We start from the raw sequence: 17809 nt of genomic DNA, 5'->3' as shown, positions 1-17809 counted from the left end.
CCAAATGTCTGCATTTATCTAATATTGATAACATTTACCGGCAGTGTGACAGAGGCGATTTATTTACCTAAATGATTTTTCCACCCTTGTTTTGTCAAAATTTGCATAAAGAAAGGCGGAAAAGTAAACGTTTGCGTGGGATGGGCTATTTTTTGTCGCAGGTCAATTCCCTTTCCGCTGAGGATCGAACATAATACGCCCCCGGTTTGCACACCGGGAATCCAGGAGAGTTCATGTACTACCCCTTCGTTCGTAAAGCTCTTTTTCAGCTCGATCCTGAGCGCGCTCATGAAGTAACCTTCCAACAATTACGCCGCGTATCGGGAACGCCGCTTGAAATGCTGATCCGCCAGAAGGTGCCGGCTAAACCGGTGACCTGCATGGGGCTTACGTTTAAAAATCCGCTGGGTCTTGCCGCCGGGCTGGATAAAAACGGCGAGTGCATCGATGCGCTCGGGGCAATGGGTTTTGGTTCCATCGAAATTGGTACCGTGACGCCGCGCGCGCAGTCGGGCAACGATAAGCCGAGGATCTTCCGTCTGGTGGCGGCAGAAGGGTTGATCAACCGCATGGGCTTTAATAATCTCGGCGTTGATAATCTCGTCGAGAACGTTAAAAAGGCGCATTTTGACGGTATTCTGGGGATTAATATTGGTAAAAATAAGGATACCCCGGTTGAGCAGGGCAAAGATGATTATCTGATTTGTATGGAAAAAGTCTATCCCTACGCCGGCTATATCGCCATTAATATCTCCTCGCCGAATACCCCGGGGCTGCGTACGTTACAATATGGCGACGCGCTCGATGATTTACTTTCCGGTATTAAAAATAAGCAGCTTGAGCTGCAGCAAAAGCATCAGAAATATGTTCCTGTGGCCGTGAAGATCGCCCCGGATCTTTCTCTTGAGGAATTGATCCAGGTAGCCGATAGCCTCGTGCGCCATAATATTGACGGCGTCATTGCCACCAATACCACTCTCGATCGATCGCTGGTGCAGGGCATGCAATATTGCGATGAAACCGGTGGCCTCAGCGGTCGTCCTCTGCAATTAAAAAGCACTGAGATTATCCGCATGCTGGCGACAGAATTAAACGGCCGTCTGCCAATTATCGGAGTAGGTGGGATTGACTCTGCTATTGCAGCCCGGGAAAAAATCGCTGCCGGCGCGACGCTGGTTCAGATTTATTCTGGCTTTATTTTTAAAGGCCCGCCGCTGATTAAAGAAATTGTTACCAATATCTAATCTTTTCCCCCTCTGAAACACCCCCAGGGCTTTATTTCCGGCCCTGGTTGTTTTATATTCCCTCATTGTTGCTTATTTAGACATTTTAGTCTTTTCTTAATTTTGGAAATAATTCTGTTGCCGTATGCCGTGCATTACAGATAGAAGTGAAAGAGGACGGGGGAAAAATGCGGATTAAACCTGACGATAACTGGCGTTGGTATTACGATGAAGAGCACGATCGCATGATGCTCGATTTGGCCAATGGTATGTTGTTCCGCTCGCGCTTTGCGCGCCGGATGCTGACGCCCGATGCATTCGCGCCATCCGGGTTCTGCGTTGACGACGCCGCTCTTTATTTTTCCTTCGAAGAAAAATGCCGGGATATAGAATTATCGAAAGAGCAGCGCGCGGAATTAGTACTTAACGCGCTGGTCGCCATTCGTTTTCTGAAGCCTCAAATGCCGAAAAGCTGGCATTTCACCACTCATGAAGAGAGCTGGCAGCCCGGCGGCGGCGATGCCGCCAGCGCCTGGATCAGCGAAACCGGGCAGCAGGTGAATCTGCTGGTGGTGGAGCCTGGCGAAAATGCCGCGCTGTGCCTGCTGGCGCAGCCGGGGTTAACCCTGGCCGGGCGGGTGATGCAGCTTGGCGACGTGATTAAAATTATGAACGACAGACTGCAGCCTGCCCCGCGTATCTCCAGCTACAGCCTCGGCGAGGCGGTTTAGGCCGGCGAGCCTCTTTGGCCCCGCCGACCGATGCGCTCCTGAAGACCTCAGGGCGCCAGGCGTAAGTCGGTTTTTGGTACGCAGCTACAGCACAGAATAGTGCCATCCGCCGCAACGGCGTCGTTCTTCAGCGGGCTGACTTCACCCTCCTCAAGCCGAATGCGGCAGCTGCCGCAGATGCCCGCCCGGCAGGAGTAGGGCACGCGGATCCCCTGCTGCTCGAGCTGTTCCAGCAAAATCTGCTGGTTATTGCCGGTAAAACGCTGTCCCTGCCACTCAATATCCACCGTCGCATTCTGCTGAGCTGCAGAAGGTTCGCTATCATTGCTTTCGCCCGCGCCGTAGGCCTTTGCCGGGCCGCGGCTCAGCACCTCGACTTCGTCACCCACGCGAATAACGCCGCTGCTGCGGGCAATCAGGTTTTGACCGAAATCGACATCGCCATTGTCCAGCGCGGTGCGAAAACGCTGCAGCGTGGCCAGCGGCTCGCCGGAAGGATGCTTTTGCCCGCGCTCGGGACTAACGGTGGTAAAAATACAGCGGCTGCAGGGCTTGGCGACATCAAAAATCACTTCGCCAATGCGAATCACCTTCCAGCTATCTTCCTCCCATGCCTCGGCGCCGGTGACCACAAGGTTAGGGCGAAACTGCTCCATACGTACGCTGGCCGGGCAGCGCTGCTGCAGATCGCGCAGCGAGGCTTCGTTGGTGAGTAAATAGGGGAAACCGTCGGCAAAGGTGAGCGGGACGGCGTCATGGCGCTTAACGCGGCGGGTTAGCTGCGGCCCCAGCCAGCGCAGCTGCACCTGGCGATTAAAAAAGCCGCTTAGCCACTGGTTAACCGTTGGCGGCGCAACCACGGCGGTGAAATGGTTTCCCCACACCTCGGTCGGCTCGCCCTGCGGCGCGAAATCCGCGAAGCGTACGATTGCGCTGCTGCCGTCAGGGGCGGTCAGGTGCACGCCATCCTGCAGCGGAGCGGGGGTGAATTTCACCATCTGTGGAAACTGGCGGGCGGTAATAAAGGTGCCGTCCGTTTCCGTCACCATAAACAGGCGATCGAAGGCCAGGCCGCTGATATCGGCAAACGCATGCGTCAGGCCAATTCCACGCATCGATTTGACGGGATGAATAAAAAGTCGCGATAGCGTTGCCATGTGGAGTCTCTGGGCTTAAAAATAAGCCTTTAACTTTATGACATGGGGCGCATATTGGCTATAATGCGCACCAATTTTCTTTTAGTAAAAGTGACGATATGAATTCTCTGTTTGCCAGTACGGCTCGTGGGCTTGAAGAGCTGTTAAAAACTGAACTGGAATCACTTGGCGCAGCGGAGTGCCAGGTAGTCCAGGGCGGGGTCCATTTTCAGGGAGATACGCGCCTGCTGTATCAAAGCCTGATGTGGAGCCGGCTGGCCTCACGCATCATGATGCCGTTAGGCCAGTGTAGCGTGTATAGCGATTTGGACCTTTACCTCGGGGTACAGGCCATTCCCTGGACGGAGATTTTCACCCCTGACGCCACCTTCGCCGTACACTTTAGCGGGCTGAACGAAGAGATTCGTAACAGCCAGTACGGTGCGCTGAAGGTAAAAGACGCCATCGTCGACAGCTTTACGCGTAAAAACCTGCCGCGGCCGAATGTCGATCGCGAAAATCCCGATCTGCGAATCAACGTCTGGCTGAACAAAGAGACGGCGCATATCTCTTTAGATCTGAGCGGCGAAGGCCTGCATCTGCGCGGCTACCGTGACGGTACCGGTATGGCGCCAATTAAAGAGACCCTCGCCTCGGCGATCGTCATGCGTTCCGGCTGGGTGCCGGGAACGCCGCTGCTCGATCCGCTGTGCGGTTCCGGTACGCTGCTGATCGAAGCCGCGATGCTGGCTACCGACCGCGCGCCGGGCCTGCATCGCGGTCACTGGGGCTTCAGCGGCTGGCTTCAGCACGATGACGCGGTCTGGAAAGAGGTGAAGGCCGAAGCCCAGACCCGCGCCCGCAAAGGGCTGGCGGCCTATGAGTCGCGCTTCTACGGCTCCGACGTCGACGCGCGGGTTATTGAGCGCGCGCGCAGCAACGCCCGCCGCGCGGGCGTCGGTGAGCTGATTACGTTTGAAGCGAAAGACGTTGCTCAACTGAGCAACCCGCTGCCGAAAGGCCCGTACGGAACGGTGATTAGCAACCCGCCGTACGGCGAGCGTCTGGAGAGCGAGCCGGCGCTGATTGCCCTGCACAGCCTGCTTGGCCGGACGATGAAAAGCCAGTTCGGCGGCTGGAACCTGTCGCTGTTCAGCGCTTCGCCGGATCTGCTGAGCTGCCTGCAGCTGCGGGCGGACAAGCAGTTTAAGGCTAAAAACGGCCCGCTGGACTGCGTGCAGAAAAACTACCACATTGCCGAAAACGAAGGCGGCAAGGCGGTATCGCTGGCCGAAGATTTCGCCAACCGTCTGCGTAAAAACCTGAAGAAATTTGAGAAATGGGCGCGCCAGGAAGGTATTGAGTGCTACCGTCTGTATGATGCCGATCTCCCGGAATATAACGTCGCTATCGACCGCTACGGCGAGTGGGTGGTGGTGCAGGAGTACGCGCCGCCGAAAACCGTCGATGCGCATAAGGCCCGCCAGCGTCTGTTCGATATTATCGCGGCGACGATTTCGGTATTAGGTATCGCGCCGAATAAGCTGGTGCTGAAAACCCGCGAACGGCAGAAAGGCAAAAACCAGTACCAGAAAATGGCTGAAAAAGGCGACTTTATCGAGGTGCAGGAGTACAACGCCCGTCTGTGGGTCAACCTGACCGACTATCTCGATACCGGTCTGTTCCTCGACCACCGCATCGCGCGGCGCATGCTGGGTGAGATGAGCAAAGGCAAAGATTTCCTTAACCTCTTCTCCTACACCGGCAGCGCCAGCGTCCATGCCGGTCTCGGCGGCGCGCGCTCGACGACCACCGTCGATATGTCGCGCACTTACCTCGAGTGGGCCGAGCGAAACCTGCGCCTCAACGGCTTAACCGGCCGATCGCACCGCCTGATGCAGGCCGACGTGCTGGGCTGGCTGCGCGAGAGCACCGAACAGTTTGACCTGATCTTTATCGATCCGCCGACGTTTTCTAACTCGAAGCGGATGGAAGAGGCCTTCGACGTACAGAGCGATCACCTGCGCCTGCTGACCGATCTTAAACGTCTGCTGCGTAAAGGCGGCACGATTATGTTCTCGAACAATAAACGCGGTTTCCGTATGGATCATGACGGGCTGGCGCAGCTTGGGCTGAAGGCGCAAGAAATTACGCAAAAAACGCAGTCTCAGGATTTTGCCCGTAACCGTCAGATTCACAACTGCTGGCTGATTACCGCAGCTTGAAAGGAATAAAGAATGTCATTGATTAGTATGCATGGTGCCTGGCTCTCCTTCAGCGACTCTCCGCTGCTGGATAACGCCGAGTTGCATATCGAAGATAACGAGCGTGTGTGCCTGGTTGGGCGTAACGGCGCGGGCAAATCCACCCTGATGAAGATCCTCAACCGCGAGCAGGGTCTGGACGACGGGCGCATTATTTATGAACAGGATCTGGTTGTGGCGCGTCTGCAGCAGGATCCGCCGCGCAATATTGCCGGCACCGTGTACGACTTCGTTGCCGAAGGCATCGAAGAGCAGGCGGCGTATCTCAAAGGCTATCACGACGTTTCGCGTCTGGTGATGACCGATCCGAGCAACAAAAATTTAAACGAGCTGGCGCGTCTGCAGGATCTGCTGGATAACCTCGGCCTGTGGCAGCTGGACAACCGCATTAATGAAGTGCTGGAGCAGCTGGGCCTTGATGCTAACGCCGAGCTGGCTTCGTTGTCCGGCGGCTGGCTGCGTAAAGCGGCGCTGGGCCGCGCGCTGGTCAGCGGCCCGCGCGTGCTGCTGCTGGATGAACCAACTAACCACCTCGATATCGAAACCATCGACTGGCTGGAAGGCTTCCTGAAGACCTTCAAAGGCACCATTATTTTCATTTCGCACGACCGTTCATTTATTCGCAATATGGCCACGCGGATCGTCGATCTCGATCGCGGCAAGCTGGTGACCTATCCGGGTAACTACGATCAGTATTTGCTGGAAAAAGAAGAAGCGCTGCGCGTTGAAGAGCTGCAGAACGCGGAGTTCGATCGCAAGCTGGCGCAGGAAGAGGTCTGGATCCGTCAGGGGATCAAGGCGCGCCGTACCCGCAACGAAGGCCGCGTGCGTGCCCTGAAGGCGATGCGTCGCGAGCGCGGCGAGCGCCGCGAAGTAATGGGCAGCGCGAAGATGCAGGTAGAAGAGGCCGCGCGCTCGGGCAAAATCGTCTTTGAGATGGAGAATGTTGATTACCAGGTGGGCGGTAAAGTGCTGGTGAAAGACTTCTCGGCGCAGATTCAGCGCGGCGACAAAATAGCGCTGATTGGTCCTAACGGCTGCGGCAAAACCACGCTGCTGAAGCTGATGCTCGGTCAGCTGCAGGCCGACAGCGGACGGGTTCACATCGGCACTAAGCTGGAAGTTGCCTACTTCGATCAGCACCGCGCCGAGCTGGATCCGGATCGCACGGTGATGGATAACCTCGCTGAAGGTAAGCAGGAGGTGCTGGTTAACGGCAAGCCGCGCCACGTGCTGGGCTATCTGCAGGACTTCCTGTTCCATCCGAAGCGGGCGATGACGCCGGTTCGCGCGCTCTCCGGCGGGGAGCGTAACCGTCTGCTGCTGGCGCGTCTGTTCCTGAAGCCCAGCAATTTGCTGATTCTCGATGAACCGACCAACGACCTGGATGTCGAAACCCTCGAGCTGCTGGAAGAGCTTATCGACGGCTACCAGGGCAGCGTGATGCTGGTCAGTCACGATCGTCAGTTCGTCGATAACACCGTCACCGAATGCTGGATCTTCGAAGGCGAAGGGCGCATCGGTCAGTACGTTGGCGGCTACCACGACGCGCGCGGACAGCAGTCGCAGTCGTTGGCGCAAAAACAGCCCGCGGCTAAAAAAAGTGTTGAAGCAGCGCCGCCGAAAACGGAAAGTGTCAAACGCGCGGCGAGCAAACTAAGCTATAACCTGCAGCGCGAGCTGGAGCAGCTGCCGCAGCGTCTGGAAGAGCTGGAGGCCCGGCTGCAGAGTCTGCAGGATCAGGTCGCTGACGCCTCCTTCTTTGGTCAGTCGCATGACCATACGCAGCAGGTGCTGGCGCAGCTGGCCGAAGCGGAACAGGCCCTGGAAACGGCCTTTGAGCGCTGGGAATATCTCGAAGGATTAAAAAACGGCGCATAAGCCGAGGAGTTTTCATGTGCGATCATCATCATGCTGCGCGGCATATCCTGTGTCCACAATGTGATCTGCTGGTGGCGTTGCCCCAGCTGGAGCATCGCCAGAAAGCCGGATGTCCGCGCTGCGGTACAACCTTAACGACTTCATGGGACGCGCCCCGGCAGCGTCCCACAGCCTATGCGCTGGTCGCGTTGTTTATGCTGCTGCTGGCAAACCTGTTTCCCTTTGTCTACATGAAGGTGGGGGGGCTCAACAGTGAAATTGAGCTGCTGGAGATCCCCAACGTGCTGTTTAGCGAGGATTACGCCAGCCTCGGCACCTTCTTTCTCCTTTTTGTGCAGCTGGTTCCGGCCTTTTGCCTGATAACCATTCTGCTGCTGGTCAACCGCGTGCGGATGCCCGCGGCGCTGAAGACTTTCCTCGCGAGGATCCTGTTCCATCTCAAAAGCTGGGGGATGGCGGAAATCTTTCTCGCCGGGGTGCTGGTGAGCTTCGTGAAGCTGATGGCCTACGGCGATATTGGCGTTGGTCTGAGCTTTTTCCCCTGGTGTATGTTCTGCCTGCTGCAGCTGCGCGCGCTGCAGTGCGTGGACCGACGCTGGCTGTGGGACGATATCGCGCCAATGCCCGCGGTTAGTCAGCCGCTGAAGGTTGGCGTCGCGGGTATTCGCCAGGGGCTGCGCTCGTGTTCCTGCTGTACGGCCATATTGCCCGCCGAGGCAACGGTATGCCCGCGCTGTCAGACGAAAGGAACGGCACGGCGTAAGCACAGCCTGCAATGGACGCTGGCCCTGCTGATCACCTCGTGTCTGCTCTATCTCCCCGCCAATATCATGCCGATTATGATAACCGACCTGCTGGGCGACAAAATGCCGTCGACGATCATGGCCGGGGTGATCCTGCTATGGAGCGAAGGATCGTATCCGGTGGCGCTGGTGATATTCATCGCCAGTATTATGGTGCCGACGCTGAAAATGATCGCGATTGGCTGGCTGTGCTGGAACGCCAACGGCAACGGCTCGCGTGATTCAGAACGCATGCATCTGATTTATGAAGTAGTGGAGTTTGTTGGCCGCTGGTCAATGATTGATGTTTTTGTCATCGCTGTACTCTCGGCGCTGGTGCGCATGGGAGGGTTGATGAATATCTATCCTGCGATAGGGGCGGTGATGTTTGCGCTGGTGGTTGTGATGACCATGTTTTCAGCGCTGATGTTCGACCCTCGTTTGTTGTGGGACCGTGAACCAGATTCAAGCCATGAGGAAATACGGCAGCATGGAAAATAATAGCGGAGAAGCAAAAGTGCAAAAGGTGAAGAACTGGTCACCAGTGTGGATCTTCCCCATCGTCACTGTGCTAATCGGCGCATGGATTCTGTTTTATCACTACAGCCATCAGGGGCCGGAGGTGACGCTGATCACCACCAACGCCGAAGGCATTGAGGGTGGTAAAACCCGGATTAAAAGCCGCAGCGTTGACGTCGGCGTGGTGGAAAGCGCCACCCTGACGGACGATCTGACGCACGTAGAGATTAAGGCCCGCCTGAACGCCGGTATGCAGAAGCTGCTGCACCAGGATTCGGTGTTTTGGGTGGTAAAACCACAGGTAGGGCGTGAAGGGATCAGCGGGCTTGGGACGCTGTTATCCGGCGCCTATATTGAGCTTCAGCCCGGAACGAAAGGGGAGGATGCCGCGCAGTATCCGCTGCTGGACTCTCCGCCGCTGGCCTCGCCGGATGCGAAGGGGATCCGCATCCTGCTGGAAAGCAATAAGGCCGGTCAGCTCTCTCCCGGCGATCCGGTGCTCTTTCGCGGCTATCGGGTCGGGTCGGTCGAGACCAGCACCTTCGATCCGCAAAAGCGCAATATTACCTATCAGCTGTTCATCAACGCGCCGAACGATCGGCTGGTCACCACCAACGTTCGCTTCTGGAAAGACAGCGGTATCGCCGTGGATCTGACTTCCGCCGGGATGCGGGTTGAGATGGGCTCGCTGTCGACGCTGTTTGGCGGCGGGGTGAGCTTTGATATTCCGGAAGGGCTGGATCTGGGTGAACCGGTGGCGAACAAGACCGGCTACCATCTGTTTGACGATCAGAAAAGCATTCAGGATTCGGTCTTTACCCAGCACATCGACTACGTGATGTTCTTTAAAGATTCGATCCGCGGGCTGCAGCCCGGCGCGCCGGTAGAGTTCCGCGGCATACGCCTGGGCACGGTCGGTAAGGTACCGTTCTTCATTCCAGGGCTACAGCAGCCGCTGAATGACGATTATCGCATTCCGGTTGAGGTGCGTATTGAGCCGGAAAGACTAATCAACCAGCTTGGGAGCGATCCGGATATTCGTACCCATATGGACGATCTGATCAATCGTGGCCTGCGCGGTTCGCTGAAAACGGGCAATCTGATTACCGGCGCGCTGTATATCGATCTCGACTTCTATCCTAAAGCGCCTCCGCGCGGCAGTATGCATGAGTTTGGCGCGTATCCGATCATTCCAACGGTTAGCGGCGGTCTCGCGCAAATTCAGCAGCGCCTGATGGATGCGCTGGATAAGATTAACAATCTGCCGATTAATCCGCTGCTGGAGCAGGCGACCAGTACGCTGGCGCAGAGCGAAAAAACGATGCAGCACGTTCAGGCAACGCTGGATAGCCTGAATAAGATCACCTCAAGCCAGTCGATGCAGCAGCTGCCTGGCGATATGCAGAACACGCTGCGCGAGCTGAACCGCAGTATGCAGGGCTTCCAGCCGGGGTCCGCGGCGTACAATAAGATGGTTGCGGATATGCAGCGACTCGATCAGGTTCTTCGTGAACTGCAGCCGGTACTAAAAACGCTCAATGATAAGAGCAATGCGCTGGTATTTGAGGCCAAGGGTAAAAAAGATCCGCAGCCGAAGGGAGCGAAATAATGAAAAAGTGGTTAGTAGCGGCAGCGGTGTGCGCGCTGGCGGCCTGCAGCAGCAGCGGAGAGGATAAAACCTACTATCAGCTGCCCGTTGCCCAAAGCGGTGCGCAAAGCGCGACCCATCAGGGGAAGAACCTGCTGTGGGTTGAACAGGTGACGATCCCGGACTATCTGGCGGGCAACGGGGTGGTCTACCAGACCACCGACGTGCAGTACGTGATTGCGAGTAATAATCTGTGGGCCAGCCCGCTCGATCAGCAGCTGCGCACGACCCTGGTCGCGAATTTAAGCAATCAGCTGCCCGGCTGGGTGGTGGCCTCGCAGCCGCTGGGCAACGAGCAGGATACGCTTAACGTCTCGGTTAACGGCTTCCATGGCCGGTATGACGGGCGGGTTATCGTCAGCGGAGAGTGGCTGCTGAAGCATCAGGGGCAGCTGATTAAGCGGCCGTTTAATATTGAGCTTAAGCAGCAGCAGGACGGCTATGATGCGATGGTGAAAACGATGGCTCAGGCCTGGACTCAGGAAGCGAGCGCTATTGCCAACGAGCTGAATCGCCTGCCATAAGTAAAATTAATGAAGCTAAATAGCCGCCGCGGTCTGCAAAACCGCGGCGGTTTTTTTATTTGTCTCGTCAGATTGTTACTTGTGCTGGTTCACAGTTTTTGTACAAATTGCTGTGGTCGAATAATCAGGACACTAAACTTACATCCAAAATGGAGGTGTTTAGTGAATCAGAAGCGAAAGTTTACGCCAGAATTTAAGAAGGAAACGGTGGCCCTGGTGCTGACGCAAAATTACTCCATTGCGCGTGCCGCAACTTCTTTGGGGATCAGCGCCAAAACATTGCGCAGTTGGGTCGCCGCCGCGCGCCAGCGCCATGAAAGTCCGCTTAGTGAAGATGAACAAGCTGAACTCCGAAGGCTACGTCTAGAAAACAAAGAGTTACGCATTGAGAAGGAAATATTAAAAAAGGCGAGCGCCTTCTTTGCGAAGCACATGTCGTGAGATACCAGTTTATCCTCGATAACGCAGGTAATTACAGGCTACGGACGCTTTGTCGCGTGATGCGCATTAGCCCGTCCGCATGGTATGCCTGGCGAAAAAAGCCGATAGCCTGCCCGCCGAAAGATACCGCAGTCAGGGTGATGCTCAAGGCGTTATTCTCTGCCAGTCGGGAAAGTGCCGGGAGCCGAACGCTGGTTAAAAAGCTCCGTGAAGAAGGCGTCACCATAAGTCGTTGGCGCGTTAGAAAAATCATGAGCGAAGAGGGACTTCTCTGCCGGCAACGCCGTGCCTGGAAGGTCACAACGAAACCGAAGAAAGGGGCTGATTTTGCACCAAATCTGTTGAATCAGAACTTCAATCCTCCCGGACCGGACCAGATATGGGTGAGTGATATTACGTATCTGAAAACGGGTGAAGGCTGGTTGTACCTGGCTGCGATCATGGATTTATATTCCCGCCGGATCGTCGGTTGGCACATTGACAAGAGAATGACATCGTCGCTGGTTTGCCGGGCTCTCATGCAGGCTTACAACCTGCGCAATCCACCGACAGGGCTGGTCGTCCATACCGATCGTGGAGCGCAGTATACCAGCAAGCGCTTCCAAACGCAGTTAACCAGTTACGGACTCAGAAGCAGCATGGGAGATGTTGGCGCCTGCTGGGATAACGCGGTAATGGAGCGTTTTTGGGGCAGTTTGAAACATGAATGGGTGCTGTTGATCCCGCAGCAGACGCGGGCAGGTATGAAACGTGATGTTGCAGACTATATGCGTTATTACAATCTTGACAGAAACCATGCTTCGAATGGGTATTTATCGCCAGTGCGATATGAACAGATGGCTGAGAAAAAAGTGTCCTGTTTAACTTGACCAGATCAAATGAACTTTCTTGTAGCTCACAATTATGACAATGGCGTGAATTTTGCGCATTGACGTTACCCCTGATTCGCGGTATTCGTTAACCGTGGTTGCATATTTAGTGACCACTGTTTTCTTTTCCACCAGATCAAAGAATGAGGGAAACGAGGCATGAAGAGACAAAAACGAGATCGCCTGGAACGGGCACATCAACGTGGATATCAGGCCGGGATAACCGGAAGATCGAAAGAAATGTGTCCCTACCAGACCCTGAATCAGAGGTCCTACTGGCTAGGAGGCTGGCGAGAAGCCATGGAGGACAGGGTACAAACTGCCTGACTGTCTCTTTAAAAAAGAAGCCTCCGCAAGCGGGGGCTTCGCCTTTTTTAAGCGTTACTGCTTATCAGAACGCAGAAGTATCCTGGAACAGGCCTACTTTCAGATCGGCTGCGGTGTAGATCAGACGATCGTCAACCAGCACCTCACCATCCGCCAGGCCCATAATCAGACGACGGTTAACAACGCGTTTAAAGTGAATACGATAGGTCACTTTCTTCGCAGTCGGCAGCACCTGGCCGGTGAATTTAACTTCACCCACGCCCAGCGCGCGGCCTTTGCCTTCGCCGCCGAGCCAGCCCAGATAGAAGCCAACGAGCTGCCACATTGCGTCCAGGCCCAGACAGCCCGGCATGACCGGATCGCCGATAAAGTGGCAACCGAAGAACCACAGGTCCGGGTTGATATCGAGCTCAGCTTCGACATAGCCTTTATCGTAGTTACCACCGGTTTCGGTCATTTTGATGACGCGGTCCATCATCAGCATACTCGGCGCGGGCAGCTGCGGGCCTTTTGCGCCAAACAGTTCACCACGGCTAGAGGCAAGAAGGTCTTCTTTCGTATAGGATTCGCGTTTATCTACCATGTTTTAAGTAAGCCTTATTTTGAGTTCGGGACGCAGGATAGCTAACACGTGTAAGCTGAACAAGTCCGATCAGTTAGAACCTGAACCACCTAACCAGCGTAGCGGCCACGGAAAACGATGACGACTCTCTTGCTGCGTCGCCTGCGCAATCCGCTCCTGAATGGTTTGCCGTAAGGTTTGCCCTTCGCCATCCCACAACAGCTGGGTCAGCATGGGCAGCGCTTCCGTAACGTCTTCCACCGCCCAGATGGAAAACTTCTCTTCAGCGACGGCCTGCTGGAGCTCTGGCGCCAGGCTCAGATGGCGAACATTCGCCGCAGGAATGATGACCCCCTGTTTGCCGGTCAGCTCGCGCTGCTGGCAAATGGTGAAGAAGCCTTCAATTTTTTCATTAAGCCCGCCTACCGGCTGTACGCGGCCGAACTGGTCGACCGAACCGGTGACGGCGATACTTTGATTAATGGGCACGCCGGCCAGCGCGCTGATTAAGGCGCACAGTTCGGCCATGGAGGCGCTATCGCCGTCCACTTCGCTGTAGGATTGCTCAAAGGTCAGCGATGCGGAGAAGGGGAGCTGCTGCTCGAGTTCCAGTTCGGACATCAGGAACGCCTGCATAATCATCATGCCTTTGGCGTGGATATTACCGCCCAGCTCGGCCTTGCGTTCAACGTCAATGAACTCGCCGTCGCCGATATGTACGACGCAGCTGATACGCGATGGCTCACCAAAGGCCCGCGGATGTCCGGGGAATTCGATGACCGACAGCGCGTTGATTTGCCCGATGCATTCGCCTTCGGTCTCAATCAAAATCTGTTCTTGCAGGATTTCGTCCTGTATCCGCTCGGCCAGATAGCCTTCGCGCCATTCGCGACGCGCCAGCATGGTCTGCATCTCTTCAGCGGAGATAATCTCGCCTTCGCAGAAAGCGGCGGCTTCGCGCAGCTGACGGGCAATCCACAGCGGACACAGCGGCAGCGTTTCCCGATCGCCGGTATAGCGTGCGCCTTCCTGAATCAGCGGCGGCCAGGCATCGACGTCCGGCCCGGGCAGCTCAAGCTGCTGGGCGTTTTGCCACACCCATTGACACCACTGCTTCAGGGTGTCGCCATCCGTGATTTGCAGGTTATCTTCATACTCGCTGTAAATTGCCTGGGCAGAGAGTTCGGGTTCCATATCCTGGAAATCAGCCAGCGAGTCGCGCTCGCCGACCAGAACAATCTTCAGATTGAGCGGCATCGATGGAATGCTGACCGGCAGCGGACGCGACTCATCGATGGAGAGCCAGTCAAAGCGCTGGCGGGTAACGATGTTCTTCAGGCGCATCCACAGCAGCGGTTGGGCTAATAACGCACGCAGGGCGATAATCAGCACGCCGCCGTTGCTACGATGTACCAGGCCCGGCTGCAGGGATATTTCGCCGTTAAACTGGCGCACGCAGCCAAAAAGCTGCTCTGCTTCAATCCAGTCGGCTGATTCAACCGGCGCGGTGCTGGCAAAATTATCATCGGCGCTTTTTGCCGGCGAAAGGGTGACGTTTCCGCCGTTAACCTGGTAGCGTACGCCGTAAAGCGGCGCGGCCGGCTGGTATAAGCTGCGGGTCTCTGCGGCTAACCACTGCAGGTATTCCGGCTCTTCCGGGGCCTTAACCAGCATGAACGGCGAAATGGTCGGAGTCACCAGAAGCTGCTCCAACGCATAGAATAGACGGGGCTGCAGTTCGCCTGACAGGGAAGCTTCCGGCTGGGCTAAATCAGCTTGTGCAAACAGCGCCTGATAACTTTCCGTATCAGGAGCAAGGTCGTTTCGGGTAAGTTTCGTAATGGTCAAAGTCGCTGTTTTTTAGTGAGATGTAAAACGCGCGATTATACCTTATGCCGCGTCCGAGCACACGGAGGATCGTGTTTGCATTAACGATAACGACGCAACGTATATCACGAATGATGATTTATTCTCAGCACATCGAAAAAAAACTGATATCCTGAAGTGAGTTACACGGTCACATTGAGATCGCAATGAAATATCAACAACTGGAAAATCTTGAAAGCGGCTGGAAATGGAAGTACCTGGTTAAAAAGCACAGGGAAGGTGAGCTGATTACCCGCTATATTGAAGCCAGCGCAGCGCAAGCCGCGGTCGATGTCTTACTGACGCTCGAGAATGAACCGGTTCTGGTGAACGCCTGGATTGAGCAGCATATTAATCCGGAGCTAATGAACCGGATGAAGCAGACTATCCGCGCGCGCCGCAAGCGTCATTTTAATGCCGAACATCAGCATACGCGTAAAAAGTCTATCGATCTGGAGTTTGTGGTCTGGCAGCGTCTCGCGGGTTTGGCGCAGCGACGGGGAAAAACGCTGTCGGAAACTATTGTGCAGCTGATTGAGGACGCTGAGCATAAAGAGAAGTATGCCAGCAAGATGTCCAGTCTGAAGCGCGACCTGCAGGTATTGCTGGGTAAAGAGTAGCCCGCAGATGCAGGGCTGATGGCGCTGTGCACGAGCGCTTTTCGCGTTGACGCCAAAGTCGAGACAAAAAAAACCCCGCGTTAGCGGGGTTTTTTATCGGTAGTAAAACTTAAGCCTGCGGCTGAGTTACTACGTCTTTGTAACCTTTAACTTCGATCTCTACGCGACGATCCGGAGCCAGGCAATCGATCAGTGCAGCGCGAGCTTTCACGTTGTCACAGGTGTTGCCAGTAACTGGGTTGGATTCGCCCATACCGCGAGCGGAGATTTTACCAGCCGGGATACCTTTAGAAACCAGGTAATCAACAACGGACTGAGCACGTTTCTCAGACAGCTGCTGGTTGTAAGCGTCAGAACCGATGCGGTCAGTGTAGCCCAGAACAACTGCGGAACCGTCTTTCGGATCCATGTTGCTCAGCTGGGTGTACAGCTGATCCAGAGCCTGCTGACCTTCCGGTTTCAGAGTAGATTTGTTGAAGTTGAACAGTACGTCAGACTTCAGGGTGAAGTGCTTGGTAGTCACTTCCGGAGCCGGAGCCGGAGCCGGAGCTACAACCGGAGCTTCTTCCTGACCGAAACGGTAGGAAACGCCTACGCTCAGCATGCCGTTATCAGGACGTGTACCAACGGTACCTGCATCACCGATGTTGTTAACCCACTGGTATTCCAGACGGGTAGCGATGTCGCGAGTCATTGCCCACTCGATACCACCAGCAAATACCGGAGATACGCCAGTGTCGTGTTCGCTGCGGGAAGTACCGGTAGAACCGTAGTTACCTTTCGAATCTGCACGCCAGACCATACCACCCAGACGGGTGTAGATGTCCAGATCGTCAGTGATCGGGTAACCCAGTTTAGCGGTCAGCTGAACGCCCTGAGCTTTGAAAGCGCCGTTATCAACGCTGCCTTTATAGGCCATACGTCCCAGCCAGTCGTAACCCATTTCGAAACCGAGGTACGGGTTAACCTGATAGCCACCGAACGCACCAGCACCCAGCTGATCGTTACGGGTCGGGCCATTGTTGTTCTGGAAACCGTTACCGTAGAAACCGGTATCGTGATACTGGGACCAGCCCAGTTTACCACCTGCATACCAGGTGTTATCTTTCGGTGCGGCCTGCGCTACGGTAGCGAAGCCAGCCAGTGCCACTGCAATCGCGATAGCTGTCTTTTTCATTTTCTGCGCCTCATTATCATCCAAAATTCGCCATGAAGGTACAAAAGACCTCACGGTTAGATCCTTCACCCGGGGCGTGACTTGTTGTTAACTATGCTGATACATGCAGCGTAAGCCGATCACCCCTGGCGATGTAAAGTCTACAACTTAGTTCGAAACTTACAAGTGTGAACTCCGTCAGGCATATGAAAAAAAAGGGTTGTATACACAATATTTAACAAATATGGTGGGTTTTCGTTCACCGACGAAACCCGCGAGACCGCATCAGACAGGCCTCCGCACCAAAACAACCCTTATAAAAGTACGCCTGTGGAATGCGCAAAAAAAATTCCAGGATTAATCCTAATTTAGCTTAATGATACAAATTAGAGTGAATTTTTAGCCCACTTAGTTGTCTTCCATGCTGGCTTGTATTTCCTACAGGCCTCATGATAAACCCCATCGCATGACCTTCTTCCGCGGCGCTGACCAGCCGTTCATGTTCTTCGGCAGTCAGCTCATCTGCCAGCCAGCCGATTACTACGCTATAGTTACCCGTGCGCAGGGCGCGGATCATTGATTCTACCGTGTTGTACGGAGAGAGCTGGTTTATCTGCATGACTTTCGACAGCGGCAGGCCGGAGGATTGCACCCACTCGCGGCTCAGCTTCTGCTTTGGCGTGAGCCAGAGCTGCCAGCGGGATTGCTGGCCCAGCTGCTGTAATAAAGGAAGCAGCAGCAGCTGAGTCATCATTGGCTGATCTTCACGGTAGACAATCTCGCTAATCAGCCCGCTAGCCGATTGTTCGACGGCGTCATGGGAGCGGCGACGTACTGAAGCAGAAGTCAGTGATGAACGATTTGCGTAAGCTGAAGTAAGCATTGTCTATTTCCGCCTGTAGTTACTGTATGCATGTACAGTATATCCAGCCAGTGAAAAGATCAACCTCATTTATCGTGCTGTCGCGTGAAATTTGTTCGACACTGTTGGCCATCATCGGCCGCGCTCGCGACGAACGGCTCTCACCGGAGTGAAGCTGCGCCTGAATTTTTGCGCAATAAAGGTCAAACCGCACGAGCCTGGCCGCGCATTTTTACGTAGCCCCAGGCTTAGCGCTGCTCTCCCGGGACACCAACTATTTGTGCAACTATTAATTAATGCCCTGTTTATATTTTATTTTGAATACATCCACTTTCGGCCAGGAGTAATTTCTTGAAAGCACCTCGCAAAATGGCGAGTTAATTGCGTGGAACGTTAAA

The 17809-nt window shown here is 55.0% G+C and carries 15 protein-coding genes; 10 read left to right on the top strand and 5 right to left on the bottom strand.

The window, feature by feature from the left end; translation table 11 throughout:
* Window positions 1-233: 233 nt before the first annotated feature.
* Window positions 234-1244, top strand: a complete 1011-nt coding sequence (gene pyrD, locus AC1M2H_RS18060; protein WP_480148446.1) for a quinone-dependent dihydroorotate dehydrogenase — start codon at window positions 234-236, stop codon at window positions 1242-1244.
* A 167-nt stretch (window positions 1245-1411) separates the two neighbouring features.
* Window positions 1412-1954 carry a cell division protein ZapC gene (zapC, locus tag AC1M2H_RS18055; RefSeq protein WP_480148445.1) on the top strand — a complete coding sequence of 181 codons (543 nt, stop codon included), beginning with the start codon at window positions 1412-1414 and terminating at the stop codon, window positions 1952-1954.
* Between the two features lie 47 nt (window positions 1955-2001).
* On the opposite strand, the gene AC1M2H_RS18050 is transcribed toward zapC, so the two are convergent.
* Entirely contained in the window at window positions 2002-3111 is a 1110-nt protein-coding gene (locus tag AC1M2H_RS18050; RefSeq protein WP_480148444.1) for a YcbX family protein, read from the bottom strand.
* 98 nt (window positions 3112-3209) lie between these two features.
* On the opposite strand from AC1M2H_RS18050, the gene rlmKL reads away from it, so the two are divergent.
* The 7 genes from rlmKL (at window position 3210) to rmf (ending at window position 12345) form a co-directional block, all read left to right on the top strand.
* Window positions 3210-5315, top strand: a complete 2106-nt coding sequence (gene rlmKL, locus AC1M2H_RS18045; protein WP_480148443.1) for a bifunctional 23S rRNA (guanine(2069)-N(7))-methyltransferase RlmK/23S rRNA (guanine(2445)-N(2))-methyltransferase RlmL — start codon at window positions 3210-3212, stop codon at window positions 5313-5315.
* Window positions 5316-5327: 12 nt separating this feature from the next.
* Window positions 5328-7235, top strand: a complete 1908-nt coding sequence (locus tag AC1M2H_RS18040; RefSeq protein WP_480148442.1) for an ABC transporter ATP-binding protein — start codon at window positions 5328-5330, stop codon at window positions 7233-7235.
* 14 nt (window positions 7236-7249) lie between these two features.
* Complete coding sequence (pqiA, locus tag AC1M2H_RS18035; RefSeq protein ID WP_480148441.1) at window positions 7250-8518, top strand: membrane integrity-associated transporter subunit PqiA; 1269 nt, start codon at window positions 7250-7252, stop codon at window positions 8516-8518.
* Window positions 8508-10145: an intermembrane transport protein PqiB gene (gene pqiB / locus AC1M2H_RS18030; RefSeq protein ID WP_480148440.1), complete on the top strand. Its 1638-nt coding sequence runs from the start codon at window positions 8508-8510 to the stop codon at window positions 10143-10145. Before pqiA ends, pqiB begins: the two co-directional genes overlap by 11 nt.
* Window positions 10145-10708, top strand: a complete 564-nt coding sequence (gene pqiC, locus AC1M2H_RS18025) for a membrane integrity-associated transporter subunit PqiC (protein ID WP_480148439.1) — start codon at window positions 10145-10147, stop codon at window positions 10706-10708. The genes pqiB and pqiC overlap by 1 nt, the downstream gene beginning before the upstream one ends.
* A gap of 123 nt (window positions 10709-10831) precedes the next feature.
* A protein-coding gene (locus AC1M2H_RS18020; protein WP_480151836.1) for an IS3 family transposase occupies window positions 10832-12018 on the top strand; the annotation gives its coding sequence in 2 pieces (ribosomal slippage) (window positions 10832-11108 and window positions 11108-12018; 1188 coding nt in all).
* A gap of 159 nt (window positions 12019-12177) precedes the next feature.
* Window positions 12178-12345: a ribosome modulation factor gene (gene rmf / locus AC1M2H_RS18015; RefSeq protein WP_004871568.1), complete on the top strand. Its 168-nt coding sequence runs from the start codon at window positions 12178-12180 to the stop codon at window positions 12343-12345.
* A 64-nt stretch (window positions 12346-12409) separates the two neighbouring features.
* Here rmf and fabA read toward each other — a convergent pair whose 3' ends face one another.
* Together fabA and AC1M2H_RS18005 are read right to left on the bottom strand one after the other, a co-directional pair.
* Entirely contained in the window at window positions 12410-12928 is a 519-nt protein-coding gene (gene fabA / locus AC1M2H_RS18010) for a bifunctional 3-hydroxydecanoyl-ACP dehydratase/trans-2-decenoyl-ACP isomerase (protein ID WP_480148438.1), read from the bottom strand.
* A 69-nt stretch (window positions 12929-12997) separates the two neighbouring features.
* Window positions 12998-14755 (bottom strand): AAA family ATPase, encoded by a 1758-nt coding sequence (locus AC1M2H_RS18005; protein ID WP_480148437.1) that lies wholly within the window; start codon window positions 14753-14755, stop codon window positions 12998-13000.
* Window positions 14756-14940: 185 nt separating this feature from the next.
* Here AC1M2H_RS18005 and matP point away from each other — a divergent pair, with 185 nt between their 5' ends.
* Complete coding sequence (gene matP / locus AC1M2H_RS18000; protein ID WP_095095789.1) at window positions 14941-15393, top strand: macrodomain Ter protein MatP; 453 nt, start codon at window positions 14941-14943, stop codon at window positions 15391-15393.
* 109 nt (window positions 15394-15502) lie between these two features.
* Here the strand turns inward: matP and ompA are convergent, their stop codons facing one another.
* Both ompA and sulA read right to left on the bottom strand, forming a co-directional pair.
* Complete coding sequence (ompA, locus tag AC1M2H_RS17995) at window positions 15503-16570, bottom strand: porin OmpA (protein WP_480148436.1); 1068 nt, start codon at window positions 16568-16570, stop codon at window positions 15503-15505.
* A 352-nt stretch (window positions 16571-16922) separates the two neighbouring features.
* Window positions 16923-17432, bottom strand: a complete 510-nt coding sequence (gene sulA / locus AC1M2H_RS17990; protein WP_480148435.1) for an SOS-induced cell division inhibitor SulA — start codon at window positions 17430-17432, stop codon at window positions 16923-16925.
* Between the last annotated feature and the right edge of the window lie 377 nt (window positions 17433-17809).

It is taken from the genome of Klebsiella sp. F11, from assembly GCF_056712265.1.
This window is presented reverse-complemented; position numbering and strand designations above follow the sequence as displayed.

What these genes read in the sequence shown, in the direction of transcription:
- pyrD (WP_480148446.1), top strand. Translation starts at nt 234, where the DNA reads ATGTACTACCCCTTCGTTCGTAAAGCTCTTTTTCAGCTCGATCCTGAG.
- zapC (WP_480148445.1), top strand. Translation starts at nt 1,412, where the DNA reads ATGCGGATTAAACCTGACGATAACTGGCGTTGGTATTACGATGAAGAG.
- AC1M2H_RS18050 (WP_480148444.1), bottom strand. Translation starts at nt 3,111, where the DNA reads ATGGCAACGCTATCGCGACTTTTTATTCATCCCGTCAAATCGATGCGT.
- rlmKL (WP_480148443.1), top strand. Translation starts at nt 3,210, where the DNA reads ATGAATTCTCTGTTTGCCAGTACGGCTCGTGGGCTTGAAGAGCTGTTA.
- AC1M2H_RS18040 (WP_480148442.1), top strand. Translation starts at nt 5,328, where the DNA reads ATGTCATTGATTAGTATGCATGGTGCCTGGCTCTCCTTCAGCGACTCT.
- pqiA (WP_480148441.1), top strand. Translation starts at nt 7,250, where the DNA reads ATGTGCGATCATCATCATGCTGCGCGGCATATCCTGTGTCCACAATGT.
- pqiB (WP_480148440.1), top strand. Translation starts at nt 8,508, where the DNA reads ATGGAAAATAATAGCGGAGAAGCAAAAGTGCAAAAGGTGAAGAACTGG.
- pqiC (WP_480148439.1), top strand. Translation starts at nt 10,145, where the DNA reads ATGAAAAAGTGGTTAGTAGCGGCAGCGGTGTGCGCGCTGGCGGCCTGC.
- rmf (WP_004871568.1), top strand. Translation starts at nt 12,178, where the DNA reads ATGAAGAGACAAAAACGAGATCGCCTGGAACGGGCACATCAACGTGGA.
- fabA (WP_480148438.1), bottom strand. Translation starts at nt 12,928, where the DNA reads ATGGTAGATAAACGCGAATCCTATACGAAAGAAGACCTTCTTGCCTCT.
- matP (WP_095095789.1), top strand. Translation starts at nt 14,941, where the DNA reads ATGAAATATCAACAACTGGAAAATCTTGAAAGCGGCTGGAAATGGAAG.
- ompA (WP_480148436.1), bottom strand. Translation starts at nt 16,570, where the DNA reads ATGAAAAAGACAGCTATCGCGATTGCAGTGGCACTGGCTGGCTTCGCT.
- sulA (WP_480148435.1), bottom strand. Translation starts at nt 17,432, where the DNA reads ATGCTTACTTCAGCTTACGCAAATCGTTCATCACTGACTTCTGCTTCA.